Source organism: Vibrio sp. 10N.261.46.E11 (genome assembly GCF_041472735.1).
Classification (GTDB): Bacteria; Pseudomonadota; Gammaproteobacteria; order Enterobacterales; family Vibrionaceae; genus Vibrio.
On record NZ_JBFRQW010000010.1, the window covers coordinates 42,568 to 58,835 of the forward strand.

At 42.2% G+C, this 16,268-nt stretch carries 18 protein-coding genes and 1 pseudogene; 14 read left to right on the plus strand and 5 right to left on the minus strand.

The annotated features are described in order from the left end of the window. The first annotated feature begins 203 nt into the window (after positions 1-203). The 5 genes from rlmKL to rmf all read left to right on the plus strand — a co-directional run bounded on the left by rlmKL (position 204) and on the right by rmf (position 6,559). Entirely contained in the window at positions 204-2,324 is a 2,121-nt protein-coding gene (rlmKL, locus tag AB4407_RS04125) for a bifunctional 23S rRNA (guanine(2069)-N(7))-methyltransferase RlmK/23S rRNA (guanine(2445)-N(2))-methyltransferase RlmL (RefSeq protein ID WP_372118921.1), read from the plus strand. A gap of 25 nt (positions 2,325-2,349) precedes the next feature. Further along, positions 2,350-2,610 carry a glutaredoxin family protein gene (locus AB4407_RS04130; protein ID WP_082153978.1) on the plus strand — a complete coding sequence of 87 codons (261 nt, stop codon included), beginning with the start codon at positions 2,350-2,352 and terminating at the stop codon, positions 2,608-2,610. Continuing rightward, entirely contained in the window at positions 2,588-4,504 is a 1,917-nt protein-coding gene (locus AB4407_RS04135) for an ABC transporter ATP-binding protein (protein WP_372118923.1), read from the plus strand. Before AB4407_RS04130 ends, AB4407_RS04135 begins: the two co-directional genes overlap by 23 nt. Before the next feature lie 9 nt (positions 4,505-4,513). Beyond that, positions 4,514-6,223 carry a DUF3466 family protein gene (locus AB4407_RS04140; protein WP_372118925.1) on the plus strand — a complete coding sequence of 570 codons (1,710 nt, stop codon included), beginning with the start codon at positions 4,514-4,516 and terminating at the stop codon, positions 6,221-6,223. A gap of 162 nt (positions 6,224-6,385) precedes the next feature. Further along, on the plus strand, positions 6,386-6,559 hold the full coding sequence (rmf, locus tag AB4407_RS04145) for a ribosome modulation factor (protein WP_009846667.1): 174 nt from the start codon (positions 6,386-6,388) through the stop codon (positions 6,557-6,559). 316 nt (positions 6,560-6,875) lie between these two features. Here the strand turns inward: rmf and fabA are convergent, their stop codons facing one another. Together fabA and AB4407_RS04155 are read right to left on the minus strand one after the other, a co-directional pair. Next, a complete protein-coding gene (gene fabA / locus AB4407_RS04150; protein ID WP_010440782.1) occupies positions 6,876-7,391 on the minus strand; it encodes a bifunctional 3-hydroxydecanoyl-ACP dehydratase/trans-2-decenoyl-ACP isomerase in 516 nt (171 codons plus the stop codon). Between the two features lie 70 nt (positions 7,392-7,461). After that, positions 7,462-9,114 carry a Lon protease family protein gene (locus AB4407_RS04155; protein WP_017099300.1) on the minus strand — a complete coding sequence of 551 codons (1,653 nt, stop codon included), beginning with the start codon at positions 9,112-9,114 and terminating at the stop codon, positions 7,462-7,464. A 189-nt stretch (positions 9,115-9,303) separates the two neighbouring features. On the opposite strand from AB4407_RS04155, the gene matP reads away from it, so the two are divergent. The 3 genes from matP to AB4407_RS04170 all read left to right on the plus strand — a co-directional run bounded on the left by matP (position 9,304) and on the right by AB4407_RS04170 (position 10,507). Beyond that, a complete protein-coding gene (gene matP, locus AB4407_RS04160; protein WP_009846670.1) occupies positions 9,304-9,759 on the plus strand; it encodes a macrodomain Ter protein MatP in 456 nt (151 codons plus the stop codon). A 23-nt stretch (positions 9,760-9,782) separates the two neighbouring features. Beyond that, positions 9,783-10,091: a DUF3634 family protein gene (locus AB4407_RS04165; RefSeq protein WP_012603889.1), complete on the plus strand. Its 309-nt coding sequence runs from the start codon at positions 9,783-9,785 to the stop codon at positions 10,089-10,091. A 104-nt stretch (positions 10,092-10,195) separates the two neighbouring features. Further along, complete coding sequence (locus AB4407_RS04170; protein ID WP_017101103.1) at positions 10,196-10,507, plus strand: hypothetical protein; 312 nt, start codon at positions 10,196-10,198, stop codon at positions 10,505-10,507. Between the two features lie 159 nt (positions 10,508-10,666). Here the strand turns inward: AB4407_RS04170 and AB4407_RS04175 are convergent, their stop codons facing one another. Both AB4407_RS04175 and AB4407_RS04180 read right to left on the minus strand, forming a co-directional pair. Further along, a complete protein-coding gene (locus AB4407_RS04175) occupies positions 10,667-11,269 on the minus strand; it encodes a DUF2971 domain-containing protein (RefSeq protein WP_372118928.1) in 603 nt (200 codons plus the stop codon). Positions 11,270-11,623: 354 nt separating this feature from the next. Continuing rightward, positions 11,624-12,223 (minus strand): outer membrane beta-barrel protein, encoded by a 600-nt coding sequence (locus AB4407_RS04180; protein ID WP_372118930.1) that lies wholly within the window; start codon positions 12,221-12,223, stop codon positions 11,624-11,626. A 220-nt stretch (positions 12,224-12,443) separates the two neighbouring features. On the opposite strand from AB4407_RS04180, the gene AB4407_RS04185 reads away from it, so the two are divergent. The 6 genes from AB4407_RS04185 (at position 12,444) to AB4407_RS04210 (ending at position 15,625) form a co-directional block, all read left to right on the plus strand. Continuing rightward, positions 12,444-12,803 carry a hypothetical protein gene (locus AB4407_RS04185; protein ID WP_372118943.1) on the plus strand — a complete coding sequence of 120 codons (360 nt, stop codon included), beginning with the start codon at positions 12,444-12,446 and terminating at the stop codon, positions 12,801-12,803. After that, a complete protein-coding gene (locus AB4407_RS04190; RefSeq protein WP_372118946.1) occupies positions 12,800-12,958 on the plus strand; it encodes a hypothetical protein in 159 nt (52 codons plus the stop codon). Before AB4407_RS04185 ends, AB4407_RS04190 begins: the two co-directional genes overlap by 4 nt. A 350-nt stretch (positions 12,959-13,308) precedes the next feature. Then, the gene (locus AB4407_RS04195; protein WP_372118932.1) at positions 13,309-14,202 is read left to right on the plus strand and encodes a hypothetical protein; all 894 of its coding nucleotides are present in this window, start codon (positions 13,309-13,311) and stop codon (positions 14,200-14,202) included. Positions 14,203-14,312: 110 nt separating this feature from the next. Then, entirely contained in the window at positions 14,313-15,017 is a 705-nt protein-coding gene (locus AB4407_RS04200) for a hypothetical protein (protein ID WP_372118935.1), read from the plus strand. Positions 15,018-15,077: 60 nt separating this feature from the next. After that, the gene (locus AB4407_RS04205) at positions 15,078-15,335 is read left to right on the plus strand and encodes a type II toxin-antitoxin system Phd/YefM family antitoxin (RefSeq protein WP_372118937.1); all 258 of its coding nucleotides are present in this window, start codon (positions 15,078-15,080) and stop codon (positions 15,333-15,335) included. Next, positions 15,323-15,625 carry a type II toxin-antitoxin system RelE/ParE family toxin gene (locus tag AB4407_RS04210; protein WP_372118940.1) on the plus strand — a complete coding sequence of 101 codons (303 nt, stop codon included), beginning with the start codon at positions 15,323-15,325 and terminating at the stop codon, positions 15,623-15,625. Before AB4407_RS04205 ends, AB4407_RS04210 begins: the two co-directional genes overlap by 13 nt. A gap of 205 nt (positions 15,626-15,830) precedes the next feature. On the opposite strand, the pseudogene AB4407_RS04215 reads toward AB4407_RS04210, so the two are convergent. Then, a pseudogene (locus tag AB4407_RS04215) lies at positions 15,831-16,268 on the minus strand (transposase); the annotation flags it as partial.

A 16,268-nucleotide genomic window follows, 5' to 3' on the forward strand; every position in this document is an offset into this window, starting at 1 on the left:
GCCGCATTGGTCGATATTTGGTCATAAATTGTGCTGATTCGATAAGTCTTATGTTCTAAGGGGATGTGGGTAAGCGATCGCTTCATGACTGTGTGTTTGCTAGCCAGTTAGTCGAAAGATTCAATGAAAAGACAAGTTTAGTGTGATGCTCTAATAACAAATTCAGGTATAATCGAGCTAATTTTTATCAATAAAAGAACACTATGAATCAATATCTAGCGGTTACCTCAAACGGCCTTGAGAATTTATTAGTTGAAGAACTAACCCAACTAGGGATTACAAATGCAAAACCTGTTCAAGCAGGTGTTAAATTCAAAGCGACCAATGAGCAAATTTATCGTTGTTGTTTATGGAGTCGTTTGGCTTCTAGATTTGTACGTGTCCTTTCTGAATTCACTTGTATGGACGACATGGATTTGTACCTATCAACCACCGCGGTTAACTGGGTGAATCAATTCCATAGCTCTAAGCGTTTTGTTGTTGACTTTAACGGTACAAACAACGAAATCCGTAATAGCCAATACGGTGCGATGAAAGTAAAAGATGCCGTTGTTGATAGCTTTGAGAAAAAGTCTTTGCCTCGTCCGTCTATCAGCAAAGAAAATCCAGATATTCGTATTCACGTTCGTCTACATCGTGATAAAGCGATTCTTGGTGTTGATATGGTAGGTAGCGGTCTTCACCAACGTGGTTACCGTCCTGAATCAGGTCGCGCACCTCTGCGTGAAACGCTTGCTGCAGCGATTCTTCTTCGTAGTGGTTGGGATGCAACTAAGCCTTTCCTAGACCCAATGTGTGGTTCAGGTACGTTAGTGATTGAAGCGGCAATGATGGCTGCAAACATGGCTCCAGGTGTTAAACGCCAGAAGTGGTGTTTTGAATCACTAGAAGATTTCGAACCAGAGCTTTGGGCTGAAGTTAAAGCTGAAGCGAACGTTCAAGGTCGTCGTGGCGTTAAGAAAGTAGAATGTAAGTTCTATGGTTATGACAATGATGAACGCATGATCAAAACAGCACGTGACAATGCTCGTCGTGCTGGTGTTGAAGAGCTGATTGAATTCGAAGTAGGCGATGCTGCAAAGCTTAAGCGTCCTACAGAGTTTGCTGATGGTGTGATTGTTTCTAACCCACCTTATGGTGAGCGTCTTGGCACAGAGCCTGGCCTAATTGCACTTTACACCGCTTTCGGTGCGCAGCTTAAAGCGGAATTTGGTGGTTGCAACGCATCTATCTTCTCTAGTTCAGACGAACTGCTGAGCTGCCTACGTATGCGTGCAGACAAACAGTTCAAATTGAATAACGGTGCGTTACCGTGTCACCAGAAGAACTACTCAATTTCAGACCGTCCGATGTCAGAGCGTCCAACGGGTGAACAAGAGCAACTTATTGCACCTGATTTCGCGAACCGTCTTAAAAAGAACATTGGTAAAATCGGCAAGTGGGCTAAGAAAGAGCAATTAGATTGTTACCGTATCTACGATGCTGACTTACCAGAATACAATGTAGCGATTGATGTATACCCAGGTCACCTTGTGATTCAAGAATACGCAGCGCCAAAAGATGTACCAGAAGAGAAGGCAAAACGTCGCTTAACCGATATCATCCGTGCTTCTATTCAAGTCACTGGCGTTGAAGCAAACAACGTGGTTCTTAAGGTTCGTCAGAAGCAGAAAGGCCGTTCTCAATATCAAAAAATGGCTCAAAACTCATCTAACCTAGAAGTGAATGAATATGGCGTTAAGCTGATTGTTAATCTTCATGACTACTTAGATACGGGCTTGTTCTTAGATCATAAGATCACCCGTCGTCGTATCGGCGAAATGGCTGCAGGTAAAGATTTCCTTAACTTATTTGCTTACACAGGCAGTGCATCTGTTCATGCTGCTGTGGGTGGCGCACGTTCAACAACAACCGTTGATATGTCTAATACCTACCTTGAGTGGGCAAAACAGAACATGGAGCTTAACGGCCGTGTTGGTCGTCAACATCAGTTTGTTCAAGCTGACTGCTTACAGTGGTTGGTTAAAGAGCAGGGTTCTTACGACCTGATCTTCATTGATCCTCCAACGTTCTCAAACTCTAAGCGTATGGATCAATCTTTTGATGTTCAGCGTGATCACATTCAATTGATGGAAAACCTTAAGCGTCTTCTTCGTGAAGAAGGCACGATAGTGTTCTCTAACAACAAGCGTCACTTCAAAATGGATGTAGAAGGCCTAGAAGAGTTAGGTCTCAAAGCTCAGAACATCTCAGCTAAAACGCTTCCATTGGACTTCTCTCGTAACAAGCACATTCATAACTGCTGGTTGATTACGCATAAGTAATTAAGAGATTGTATAAGGATATAGCGTGCTGACTCTCTACAGTACAGAAGGGTGCCATCTATGTGAGATGGCATTCAAACTCACGGAACAGTTAAACATTAGCCATCACGTCAACGTTGTCGACATTGCATTCGATGATGAGCTCTTTTCCCGTTACGGGGTCACTATTCCGGTGCTCAAATTTGAAAGCTCTGATCTTTCTCAAAGCTCAGAGCTTAACTGGCCATTTGGCTTGTTAGAACTTAATGATTGGTTAAAGAAGAATGGCATTACTTACAATTCATAATGGGCAATTAGCGTTTGGCGATCACCCGTTATTAGATCGTGCGGACTTCGCACTGCAAGAAAACGAACGTGTGTGTTTAGTAGGGCGCAATGGCGCTGGTAAGTCTACGTTGATGAAAATCCTGTCTGGGAACATCATCATGGACGACGGCAAGATGCAAATCACACAAGATGTGGTTGTATCTCGCCTTGAGCAAGATCCACCGCGCAATGAGCAAGGTACCGTTTATGATTACGTTGCTGGTGGCCTAGCGGAAATCGGTGAACAGCTGAAGATCTACCATGATCTTCTGGATCTCATTGCTACTGACCCTAGTGAAAAGAACCTAAATCGTCTTACTCGTGTTCAAGAGCAATTGGATCATGCGAATGCATGGCGCTTTGAAGATCGCGTAAGCAACGTATTGGCTGCACTTAAGTTGACAGCTGAAACAAAGCTGACTGATTTATCTGGTGGTTGGCAACGTAAAGCGGCGCTTGCTCGTGCGCTTGTATGTGACCCTGACGTGCTTCTACTTGACGAACCGACTAACCACTTGGATGTTGCGACCATTGAATGGTTAGAGGGTTTCCTGAAAGACTTCCGCGGTTCAATCATCTTTATCTCGCATGACCGTGCTTTCATCAAATCAATGGCAACTCGCATTGTCGATCTTGATCGCGGCAAGCTGAGCTCGTTCCCTGGCGATTACGAAAACTACTTGCTAGAGAAAGAAGAAGCGTTACGTGTCGAAGAGATGCAGAACGCTGAATTCGATAAAAAGCTTGCTCAAGAAGAAGTGTGGATTCGTCAGGGCATTAAAGCTCGTCGAACGCGTAACGAAGGCCGTGTACGTGCACTTAAGAAGTTGCGTGAAGAGCGCATCAATCGTCGTGAAGTGCAGGGTAAAGCGGTTATTCAGATCGATGATGGTCAACGTTCAGGCAAGATTGTATTCGAAGCAGAGAATCTTAACTTTGGCTTTGAAGGCAAAGAGATTGTTAAAGATTTCAGCTTCAACATTATGCGTGGTGATCGTATTGCTCTGATCGGCCCTAATGGCTGTGGTAAGAGTACCGTGCTTAAACTGCTTCTTGATCAGCTGAAGCCTGATTCTGGCCGTCTACATTGTGGTACTAAACTTGAAGTGGCTTACTTCGACCAATATCGAGAAATTCTAGACCCTGAGAAGTCAGTAATTGACAATCTGGCGGATGGTAAGCAAGAAGTGACAGTAGGCGGCCGTGAGCGCCATGCACTTAGCTACCTACAAGATTTCTTGTTCTCTCCTAAACGTGCTCGCACTCCGGTGAAAGCACTGTCTGGTGGTGAGAAAAACCGTCTGTTACTAGCTCGTATTTTCCTTAAGTCGAATAACTTATTGATTCTCGATGAGCCAACCAACGATCTAGATATCGAAACTTTGGAACTTTTAGAAGATTTGCTTGCCAACTATCAGGGTACGCTTCTTTTAGTGAGCCACGATCGACAGTTTGTTGATAACACAGTTATGACAAGTTGGATTTTTGAAGGCAACGGCGTTGTTGAAGAATTTGTTGGTGGCTACCACGATGCTCAGCAACAAAGAAAGCAGGCTATAGAGCACCGACAGGTTGAAAAGCCATCAAAGCCAGAGAAAGTAGTTGAGGAAACTCCCAAAACTGCGCCAGTTAAGGCTAAAGCTAAGAAGTTATCGTATAAGCTACAACGAGAACTAGAAGCGCTACCAATGCGTTTGGAAGAATTGGAAACTCAAATTGAAACTCTTCAGGAAGAAGTCAACGATCCTAGCTTCTTTTCAAAATCTGTAGAGCAGACACAACCAGTATTAGATAAGCTATCTGCAGCAGAGCAGGAGCTTGAAGTTGCTTTTGAGCGCTGGGAAGAGCTCGAGGCACTACAACAGGAAAGTTAAGAAGTAATCATGACTTGTAATAAATTTAAATTAACAACAGTTGCAGCCTTAGTTTTGGCTGCAACTAACGCGAATGCTGCACTGTACAAGGTAGTTGAAGTCGCGACTCCTAGCTCAATTGTCGGAGCTTCTGAAACGTTTGGTGTTGCGATTCAACCAGCGGCGGTTACCGGAACTGAAAGTTGTTTTACCGCCGGGACTATCGGTGGTGTCGCTTGTGATGCCTTCAAGCTAGCTGGTGAAACACGTAATTCGGTTGAAGCTATTAGTTACCGTGAAGAAGTCCCATTCGCTATGGACGCTGTCTTCCAATATTTACAAGAGTTCGATGACTTCAAAAACTATTGTAACCGTGAACTAAGATATTCCACATGTGAAAGTTGGGCGAAAACTCGCTGGGACGATACTTGGGCTAAGGAAAGAAATAACCTGAGTTATGTAAATGCAAAGGCATTTATAGAAGGCGGGGCAATACTCGATTCCTACAACACAGTGATCAACTCTTTAGACAAAGATGCCAAGCCACTCGGTGTTAAGTCTGATGGAACTATCCGCAATAATGCATTATTCACAACGACAGCCAAGCCATCAGGTTCTTCTGAGACTCGTGCATGGAAAGCTATCAAAGCAAGTAATGGTACTGTTTACAATGTTGGTAGTGTGTCTACTAGTGAAACCATTACGGAGACGTCAACGCCGGATCCTGTATTTAGTTCAAAAGCTGCTATTTGGGATGGTACGAATACCAAGCTAATCGATTGGACTCGTGGTGGAACTGCTAGACAAGGCGATTATTATGCTCAAGGTAGCATGCGTTCAATTGCCGAATCGGATACTAAGTTTTATGGCGTAGGCTACAATACTGTTGATGGTAGCGGCGATCTACAAGATATGAATGCATCTGTATTCATCAGTAAATCTCTGGACTTAGCTGATAGCGCGAATACTTGGACGACCAAATCAATTGAGGGGGCTAAGGTCAACTCTAACTCGTCTAATGATTACAAATACAGTAACTCTGTAGCGACCGATATCAACAAAAACTTGTTTGTTATTGGTAACTCTAAGCGTAATGGTCGAGTGCCTGAAAATGGTAGCGCAGGCAGCAAGATGTTTGTTGTTACTGATGCTTCAGTTACCACTCCAACAGCGACATACCTAACGGGTGGAATCTTCTTTGCTGGTTCGAGTGGTGAAGCTAGAGCAGTTAACAACTTCAATGAAATTGTTGGTCAAGTTGACGCTGAAACAACGCGTGAAGTTGATGGAAGTGAGCGTAGACACCGCGGTTTTATTTATCCATATCAAGCAACGGGTACTGATCCATCAAGAATTGCTCTGTTTCAGAACAAAGCTTGGTTTCTAGATGATCTAACTAACGATGGCAACGTTGCTGGAGAGAACAACAAGTTCCGAATTATTGATGCTTCAGACATCAACGATGCGGGTGTTATCTCTGCGACGGCTATCAAATGTGTCGTTGGCGGCACACCTAAACCATACGATACAACGTCTCACAACTCATACTGTGGCGGTGCTGCGTCTAATGCGGTTGAAAAGGTTGTTGCGGTTAAATTGATTCCTATCGAAGGTAAAGGTAAGAGTGATATCCAAGCACGTAGTACTGATACAGCAAAGGTCGATCGTAAAGGCGGTAGCTTAGGTTGGTTCGCTTTGACTGTACTCGGCTTACTAGGGTTCCGTAGAAAATTTAAATAATTTCATCTCTTGAGCCCGAGTTCACAATTCTGAATTCGGGCTTTTTTTTCGCCTTGAGAAAAGTGAAAAACTGGTCGACTCTTAAAGTTGGAGTCACAAAAACTCCGCAAAGTTGTAATCATTGTATGTTAGTAAATAGAACACCCGTATGAGGACTGCACTATGAAGAGACAAAAGCGTGATCGACTAGAACGAGCACAATCTCAAGGCTACAAAGCTGGTATAAACGGTAGGTCACAAGAAGCTTGCCCATATAGCCAAATGGATTCTCGGTCTTATTGGTTAGGTGGTTGGCGTGACGCCAAAGGTGATAAGCAATCAGGTCTCTATAAATAGATAGGGCGGAACATATTCAAAGATCAAGGCTCCATTGCTGGGTACAGGAGTTGGAGCCTTGTTAGTTTCTGAGTGGGCATATAAGTTAGATAAAATAAATGTAATGGCGCAGAGAGCTAACACTTTAAGCTGATACTGATACTTGTAGTGGAATACACAGTTGCTGGTGGACTAATACAGTACAGTTTCGGAATAAGAAAGTTTGTTTAATCAGTACACACTAGTGCACTATAACTAAATATATTGGAGTGAAAATAAAGCAGCCAATGGCTGCTTTATTAAAATCTAACTGCGTTACTCTAATTAAATGATTAGATTAGAATGCTGACGTATCTTGGAAAAGGCCAACTTTCAAATCTTTAGCAACATAAATCTCTTTGCCATCAACAAGTACGCGACCATCTGCAAGGCCCATAACTAGGCGACGGTTAACAACACGCTTCATGTGGATTTCGTAAGTCACTTTTTTCGCAGTAGGTAGGATTTGGCCAGTGAATTTCACTTCGCCTACACCTAAAGCACGGCCTTTACCTTTGCCGCCAACCCAACCAAGGTAGAAGCCAACAAGCTGCCACATTGCATCAAGTCCTAGACAACCAGGCATTACTGGGTCACCAGGGAAGTGACAGTCGAAGAACCATAGGTCAGGAGTAATATCCAGTTCAGCAAGAATCAAACCTTTACCGAAATCACCTTCAGTCTCAGACATTTTAGTGATGCGATCCATCATCAACATGTTCGGTGCTGGTAGTTGAGGACCTTCAGGCCATAGTTCGCCTTGGCTTGATGCTAGAAGATCTTCGCGAGTGTAAGAATCACGTTTGTTTTGCATTATCAATTACTCCAATTTTTGATAGGTGCATATTAGTGAACAGGTGTACGCTAAACAAGTCCGATCAGTACTAGACAAACCAGTTTTTAATGCGTCCAACAATTCCAATAGGGTGCTCATGTCTTTCAAAGTTTTCAATACGTTCCGCAATTTTGCTCAGAACGCTTTCTTGTTCATCGTCTCTAAATGGTTTGTTCATAATAAGAGGAATCGCTTCATCTACATTAGAGACAGACCAAATATGGAATTCTTTGTTTTTGATGCTTTCAATTAGGTCTGGCTTCAGAGCAAGATGTCGTAAGTTAGATCTTGGAAGGATCACACCTTGTTCGCCAGTTAGCCCGTTGTGTTTACACACATGATAGAAGCCTTCGATTTTCTCGTTTAGCCCACCAACAGCTTGTACACGACCGAATTGGTCGACAGCACCGGTTACCGCTATTTGTTGATTGATAGGGTATTCCGACAAAGCACTGACCAAAGAGCAAAGCTCAGCAAGAGAAGCACTATCGCCATCAACTTCGCAGTATGATTGCTCAAACACAACAGAAGCAGCATAGGGCAACGGATCTTCAAGGTTTAACGCGCTGCTTACAAACGCTTGCATGATCATCATACCTTTGGCGTGAAGGTTACCACCGAGTTCCGCTTTGCGCTCAACGTCGGCAATATCACCATCACCAAAGTGGATAACACATGAAATTCGGGCTGGTTCGCCATACGATACAGGGTGTCCTGGTACATCGATAACCGTCAGACCATTAACTTGTCCAACTTGTTCACCCTCGGTTTCGATAATAACTTGGCCATCTCGAATATCATCAAGAGCACGTTCAGGTAAGTACGATTCGCGGTTGTATTTGTGTTGTTGTGCTTGCTGAATATGGTGACCATCAATCTCACCATGGTCGGCTTCAATCAAAGCTTCGTTCAATAACGCATTGTGCCAAATCGGGCATAACGGTATATAGCTTTGGTCTTCAGTTTCTCTCGCACCAGCAGTAAGAATGCCTGTCACCGCCTGTTGCGTGATGTTTGGCAATTCATAACGTTGTTGGAGCCATTTAAGGTAACCAAGATATTGCGTCAACGTCTCTTCTGTTAGCTTTATGTCTTGTTCAATTTCACTGAATAGGCAGAAACCAGTTTGAATATCACTGTCTAGATAATCAAGATCGCCGAGTTGAGCTCGGTCTCCAACCACAATCAACTTAATATTGTAGGTAAGCGGTAAAGATGGAGATTGGTTTAAGTGTTCTGGGTTGCTACTGATGGGCTCTACGGCCTCACCAAGAAGTGCAGACTTAAGCAGTAACCAGCTTCCCGGGTTTGCTAGAATCAAGTTGGCTGAAACAATCAGATAACCATTGTTCGCTCTAGCCAGTAAGCCAGGCTTTGTCGCAACGACTTGGCCGTCTTTTGATTGAACTTGGTCAAACAAAGATACAGCATTTAAAGACTCAGTTTTTATTACTGGTAACGTGTGATCATCTAGAGCAGTAACTAAAGATTCAACAATCATTTGACGATAGATCGAATTGTCCGGAGCGTTGACAAGTAAAACACGCGAAAGGTTGGACAAGCGGACAAAGCGGGTTAACGCATCGTTGAATCTATGTTGAATGTCTGAAAATGGGAAAGGCGAGATGTCAGGGAATTGCTCTAATTGAGCGCTATATTCGTCGTACTGAGGCGTAACATGTCGCCAATCTACTAGAGTCATTTAAGTTTCTGATTATGATAATGAGGTAGGGAGTATATAGAAAAACCGATCTCGCTTGTAGCTCTATGTTGTAGTTACTAATCACTAAGCTAATATAAGTATGATCTTGGTCTATTCTTTCAAGACAACAATTGTTAAATAGCCTATTTTGGGTTACGCTGTCACCAGGATTAACTCTCGAGATTAGACATGAAATATCAGCAACTTGAAAACTTGGAATGTGGTTGGAAATGGAACTATCTGGTCAAAAAATGGAAAGAAGGCGAGTCGATCACCTGCCATATTGATTCAAGTGAAGCTGACGTTGCTGTACAAGCCTTATTGAAGCTTGAACACCAACCAACAGGTGTTCTTGAGTGGATATCTGACAACATGTCTCCTGAGCTCGATAACAAGCTTAAGCAAGCGATCCGAGCTAAGCGAAAGCGTCACTTTAATGCTGAACAAGTTCACACCAAGAAAAAATCAATCGACCTTGATTATCGTGTATGGGAAAAGCTATCCCAGCGTGCGAACGAGCTAGGTTGTACGCTATCAGATGCTATTGAGTATTTGGTAAGCGAAGCATCTCGTAGTGAACAGGCCAGCAAGACAGTAACCAATCTTAAAGAAGATTTAAGCAAGCTCCTTTCTGACGATAAATAATCATCAACAGTAGTGGTGACATTATGATGTATGTAATCTTAATCGGTGCAGCGTTGGTTTTTTGGTTAGTCGCGGTTGATAGGCCGGTATTGAAAATCAAATTTAACGATGGGGCGATCGAACAAGTTAAAGGTCATCTTCCACCCAGCTTTAAGCACAACCTTCAAGAGATTGGCCACAACAACACTTTTAAAGGTGAATTAAAAGTGTACGCAAAGCGCTCTGGTTATAATCTCAAGTTCACAAAGGATGTACCTAAGAACGTGCAACAACGTATTCGTAATGTATTCCCGCATAACGGCTTCAAATCTAAAGGCTCAAAGAAGGCGTAATGGTCAAGAATTACGGCTTATCTTGTCAATCTTCATACTAAGTTAGTTCTTCGCTTGCCTTAACCATCGTCATACTGTTCTCAGTTCCAATAAAGGAGAACAGTATGAGATATCTAATCCTTTTGTTGTTTTTTTCATCCCCAGTCGTATTTCCCGACGATGCATTGGTTAATCCCGTAGCCAAAAAAATCAAAGCCACGGTCATGAAAGGACTAAAAAAGAGCAATGTTGAAATCGATGGTTATTGTGACCTGATGATTGAAATGAAGCACTCCAAAGGTTATACAAAAATCAAGAGAGTGAGAACATCCGGCGATAGTAAAGCTTGTAGACAGGCGAAACAGCACTTACCAACCAAGAAAAAGTTCAAATACAGTTTTCCAGAAAAGTACATCCGACTTCATATCACAAACTGACCATTATAATGCACTATAACTAAAAGATATTAATTTGATTGTCTAAAACGCCAATGAATACGAGTGAATTACGGTGATCTGACTAAGATGTTAATTTGTTGCACTGTCACTTTGTATGGGCAATATGTCTCGTAGGGCGTTCATTTTACTGATATCTATTTAGCCGAAGGTGCCAAATGTACACGAATCTTGTTTAGCGACAGCGTGTTTAACTGGGATGCCGAGGTGTTGGCAAGTCATTAGTACCTTTAGTTTTCTATCGGCAGGAGCATGTTCTGAGATAATCACAGAGCTTATACACTCTTTATTCAGATACAGCTTGTTGCCAATAATCTCTTCATTGGGCAGTACCCAGCGATATTCTTTTTCGTAACGCCAGTTTGAATGTTTGATTCCAAGTACTCTCGCGGCTAATTTCGATGCTTTTAAGTCAACTAGCGAATGAGAACTAAGCATGCTTGGGTTGTCAGCATACTGAACTTCAAAGCAATTGAGATCTGCCTCACCGTGATAACAGTTAAGATCATACTCAATACACATACCTTTAAAGTTATCACCATACTGAGACCAAAGTATGGGGTGGTCATTCGATTGAGAGAAGCACATAACCTTGAAGTCGTTCTGAAGTTCTTGGTTGAACAGGTGATGAGATTCAAAAGGGTTATTAAAGGTCTTAGCGGAATCAAACCACAACGAACACTCGGATATCGATTGTATGTTTCTATCGTGAAGAGATCTGAACTTATAAAGTTTAGGCAACATATCAAACACCTGGTTTACAACATTGTCTGATGTTAACACTATAATTCATAATGTAAGCGTGAATGCATAGTGTTTGCTTGCTTAGTCACCAAGTTTAATCATATAACTGATTGATAGATCAAAATTTAAACACGAAATAGCAACCTGTTTGAGTGATTTATCTTGCAATAGCGCTGGTTTTTTTAATAAGTTGCAACGTAACTTTATATTGGTGGAAGAATAGGTCTATATTTGGAGGCAATGTAAAGGAAGTTAAGTGAATCAATAATGATAAATCCGACCTCAAAGAGATCGGACTATTTGCAATGTTAGGCTAGTTGACCGCAATAAATTGGTCTAGCCATTGAAGGAACTTTAGAAATGGTATCGTGCACCAATGTATGCTGTTTTGGATGAAACATCGATGGACTCTATTTCAATATGTGCAGAGCGGTAACCGACATGAACGTCGATGTTATCGGTAATTATTGCGCCAAATTCTCCACCGATTTGGTAAGCGGCCTCAGATTCAGAAGCTGAGAGCCCAAAGGCTTTGATTTCCGTATCAATAGATCCAACGCCTGCTAACAGGGAGACATACAAATCCAAGAAGTCTCCTTTAACGATGAATTTGGGTTTAACATTCACGAAGAAGGCTTGGCCTTCCATATCCATCATTTGAGCAAAGTTAACTTTGCCAATTTTTCGGTACTCCGCTTCTAATCCCAGCTTTACTACATCGTGTGTATTGAATTCATAACCGCCAACGAAGTTATAACTCAAGTCAGCTAGATCAGAAGAATCTTCAATTTTGCTACCGCGGTATTCTAATTCGGTTTCATTATAAAACCCGATATCTACACCTGCATAAAAATGACCTAGCTCTTTAGCTGCTGTGTCATTTTCATTAGCAAGCGCGTATGAACTCATGCCAAAAGCGGTGAATAGTGATAGGGCAACCATACCGATTTTCATATTAAGCCTTTTATATAATAAGTTATTGATTCCTTGAATACCTTACCAAATGTAGAGCTTTTAAACTAATAATGGTTTTGTGTAACCATCTGATTTTATGAACTTATTATCGATATAAACATCAATACGAAGCAACATGATTTGATTTTCGCCATATTGCTTTATGTTTAAGCAATCAATATGCCTTTAGCCGAATACAACAAGGTGGCGGGTAGGGAAACTGCTCAATCAAAACAAAGCTGAGGAGTTAAAGCGTAAAGATGAACTCGAAAATGAGAAGCATCAGGCGAGGGTGCGTCGATTGCAAAATGGCGAAGAGCAGGCCAGTAGCCTTGATGACATCAGCATTCGAGATAGGGGATTTAAGGATGAATTTATCCTGTTAGTCGTCTTCGTACCACTCATCTTGTCTTTCATTCCCAATTACGCGCCATATGTTGAACAAGGCTTCAATGCACTACAGAACATCCCTAACCCTTATTGGTTTGTCGTAGGTGCTGTTGTGGTCGATACGCTAGGCATGCGTGCCATGGTGCGATACCTACTTGAATACTACGCATCTGGATGGAAAACGAAGTGATGGCGTACCTCGATGCGTTAATCATTGCACTTATTACCGGTGGAGTCTCAAACCTTGGCACGATTGCGGCTTTGAAAACCGACATCAACTGGATAAAGCGAGTGCAGCAAGACCAAGAGCAACGGATACGAAAACTGGAGGATCCCAATGGCTAAGAAAGGTTATAAATGCAAAGGCCGAAAGCAAAATGGTCAGTTAAAGGAGGGGGACACGCTTAGAAATGGGCGCGTGGTTAGGGCGAGCACAACCCGAAAGCGTTATAAAAAGCGTTGATAATTAACATTAACTTAAAGGGCTACTTTCCCTAGGAAAGTAGTCTTTTTCTGTATTTTCACCTCAACCTTTGAATTTTAGGCACGCAGTTTCACAGCTAATGATTTAAATCACTGTTATAAAAGGAATTGATAGTTATAATCCATTTCTATAAATCAAACTAGACAAAAAAATCCCTTCCCTAAGTCCCGAATTTTTTGTCTAAGAGCCGTTTAATGAATAAGGAACTGTAGTGGAAGTTGTAAATATTGCAGAATATGGTGAAGAAATAGTTCTTCATTTTGGTGGTGAGCGCAAGAAAATCAACGCTTACACTCTTGCGACTTCTTTAGTTTCATTGAGTGATGCAATCAAGGAGGCTAATGCGATTATCAATCCAGGCTACGAGGTTGAGATACTCGTAGAGGCTTTTGGTGAGGGGAGCTTTAGAGCTAAAGTCAAAACCGTTTACGGTGAGTTAAAAAACATTTTCACTGTTAACCGCGTTGAAGCAGTCGCTATAGGCATTGTTACATCATTTATCTACCAGCATACTTTAGCACCAGACTCAGACGTTAGAGTGACTGTTGATGACACTCAAGTAATTATCATACAAGGTGATAAGACAATAATTGTCCCTAAAACAATATATGACGCTCAAAAAGAAGTAGAAAAATCCGAAAAGTTCAGAAAAAGTATTTCTAAATCAATACAGGCTGTTGATAAAGACAAGCATATAGTTAGTTTTGGTTTTACTCGTAATATTGATGATCGTTCACCTGATATTGAAATTCCTCGTAGTCAATTCGCTTTGCTAACAACACCAATAGAAATTGAAGAACCTCAGAGAGAAATCAATGAAGTCGCTGAACTTCAGATCAAAAGGGCAATTCTTGAACGTTCTAAAAGGAAATGGGAATTTATCTGGAGGGGTATTAAGATATCAGCGCCAGTATCAGATCATCAGTTCTATGATGATTTCTTTGCTCATAAAATTACCGTAGCTCCTGGTGACTCATTAGATGCGATTTTAACTATTTCACAAGTTAGAGATGAAGATACAGGTATTTATACAAACTCAAAATATGAAGTGAAAACCGTACGACGTCATATACCACGAGCCGCTCAAATTGAGATAGATGCATAAAAGTTAATTTATACATGAGAGCTTCGTAAACGCGAGCCATTTACGGCTCACTCACATATGGCTACACATATACCCCTTTAGGCGGGGTGGAAGTACTTAGAGGAAATTACGTGGAACATGATTGGTTTTCAACTGGAGCTGCGATAGCTGTTTTAGTGGGTCTGTTACCGTTCTTGAAATTCTTTCATGAGCTTGTTTCGTCTCACAAGCAGTTCAAGGTGAAGAACTTAGAATTGTTGTTCCATAGTTTTGATAAGGAAGTTAACCTTGCAACAAAGTTGGTCGTCGAACAACAGTTTCGTTTACTTTTTAAGTATGAAGCTAACTATGATGAAATCTGTGTTTTGTTATCAAGTCAAAAGCCAACTAGCACGGTCGAATTGTATAAAGATGGCTGTGAGTACTTGGTTTGTGATGAAGGGAAGTTTCGCTTCAAAGAGCAATACGTTGATGATACAAAGCGATTTCGAGAGTACTTTTATAGACCACTGAAAAACTTCACCTTGTATATGGTGTCAGCCTTACCCGCAGCTTTTTTATGTGTGGCGTTTATCTCACTAATCACGACGACAGAACTCTTTGAATTAACGATTGGTCTTCCTAATTTGGCTTGGTATTTAATATTAGTCGCTTTCGCTGGACTGTTTATGAGAGTGGCTTACCATCGGATCACAGATACACAAAGCATCAAGTACGCGGATGAACTTTTACTGAATTATGAAAGCGATCACGTTAAAAGAGTTGAGCTAACATTCTGGAAGAATATAAGCAAAATGATTGAATATGATGTTATACGCGGTACTTTTCTGCGCTAATCTTGTAAGATCGAGAGTGTTACAATAGTATCACTTTAATCTTTTATTGGAGTCATTTACATGAAAGTCGAGCTCGTAACTTCTCTTAAGCGTCAAGCTACCAAAATTCTTGCCGACCTGCACGACACCAAAGAGCCCGTGTTGATCACCGAGCATGGCAAACCTTCAGCGTATCTCGTGGATGTTGACGACTACCAATTTATGCAAAACCGCTTGGCTATCCTCGAAGGGATCGCCCGCGGTGAGCGTGCCATTTCTGAAGGCAAAGTGCTGAGTCATGACGAAGCCAAAGACAAGATGTCAAAATGGCTGAAGTGATTTGGAGTGAGCCCGCGTTATCGGACCTTAACGATATCGCGGAATACATTACCCTTGAAAATTTAGTCGCGGCCAAACAGCTGGTCCGAAACATTTTTGACAAAGTTGAACGCCTCAGCGACTTTCCCGAGTCTGGGCGTCTGCCTCCAGAGCTCGAGCACCTGAATTATCGCGAAGTCGTAGTGAATCCATGTCGGGTTTTCTACAAGCAAGAAGGTGACAAAGTGTACATCTTGTTTGTGATGCGCGCGGAGCGAGATTTACGTCGGTTTTTGCTGAGCAAACAGTAAAGCGTTTTTGCCACCTCTGATAGGCTGATGGTCTACATAGAGGAGGGTTCAACATGGCGAAAAAGAAAAAATCACTTCCATCTAAATATCCCACTAAACCTAAACCAGTGCCTTCATGGACTGAGGCCAAATAGGTCACCATTCGACGACGTCGTATCGAGGGTGAATTGAGCCTCGGCGTATCGACTATCTCTCGACAGCAAGTCATGTCTTTTGGGTATTGAGCGGGCTTAGCAAAGCGGTGGTTAAAATCGGCGATGAAGTAGGGAAGCCAGGCGTTGGCTTGCTCGATGGTGTTGATGCCTTGTAAGCGCATCTCTTTAACCAGCCGGTCTTGCAACGTGAGATTGGCTCGCTCAACACGGCCTTTGGCTTGGGAGCTGTTGGCACAAATGAGTTCTATCGCCAGCTCTTTCAGCACGCGCCCGTATTGGGTTTGGCCAACTTGTTTGTGTTTCTCCTGATTCACTCTAAATATGGAGTGTTTGTCGCTGTAAAATGCGATGGGTTTACCGTGCTCATTGAGGTATTCACGCGTCGCCAACATGTAGTCAAACGCGGATTCCGTTTCGCTGAATCTTAGGTTCATCAAGCGGCCAGTCGCATCGTCAATGAACACCAATAGGCAACATTTGTCGCTTCG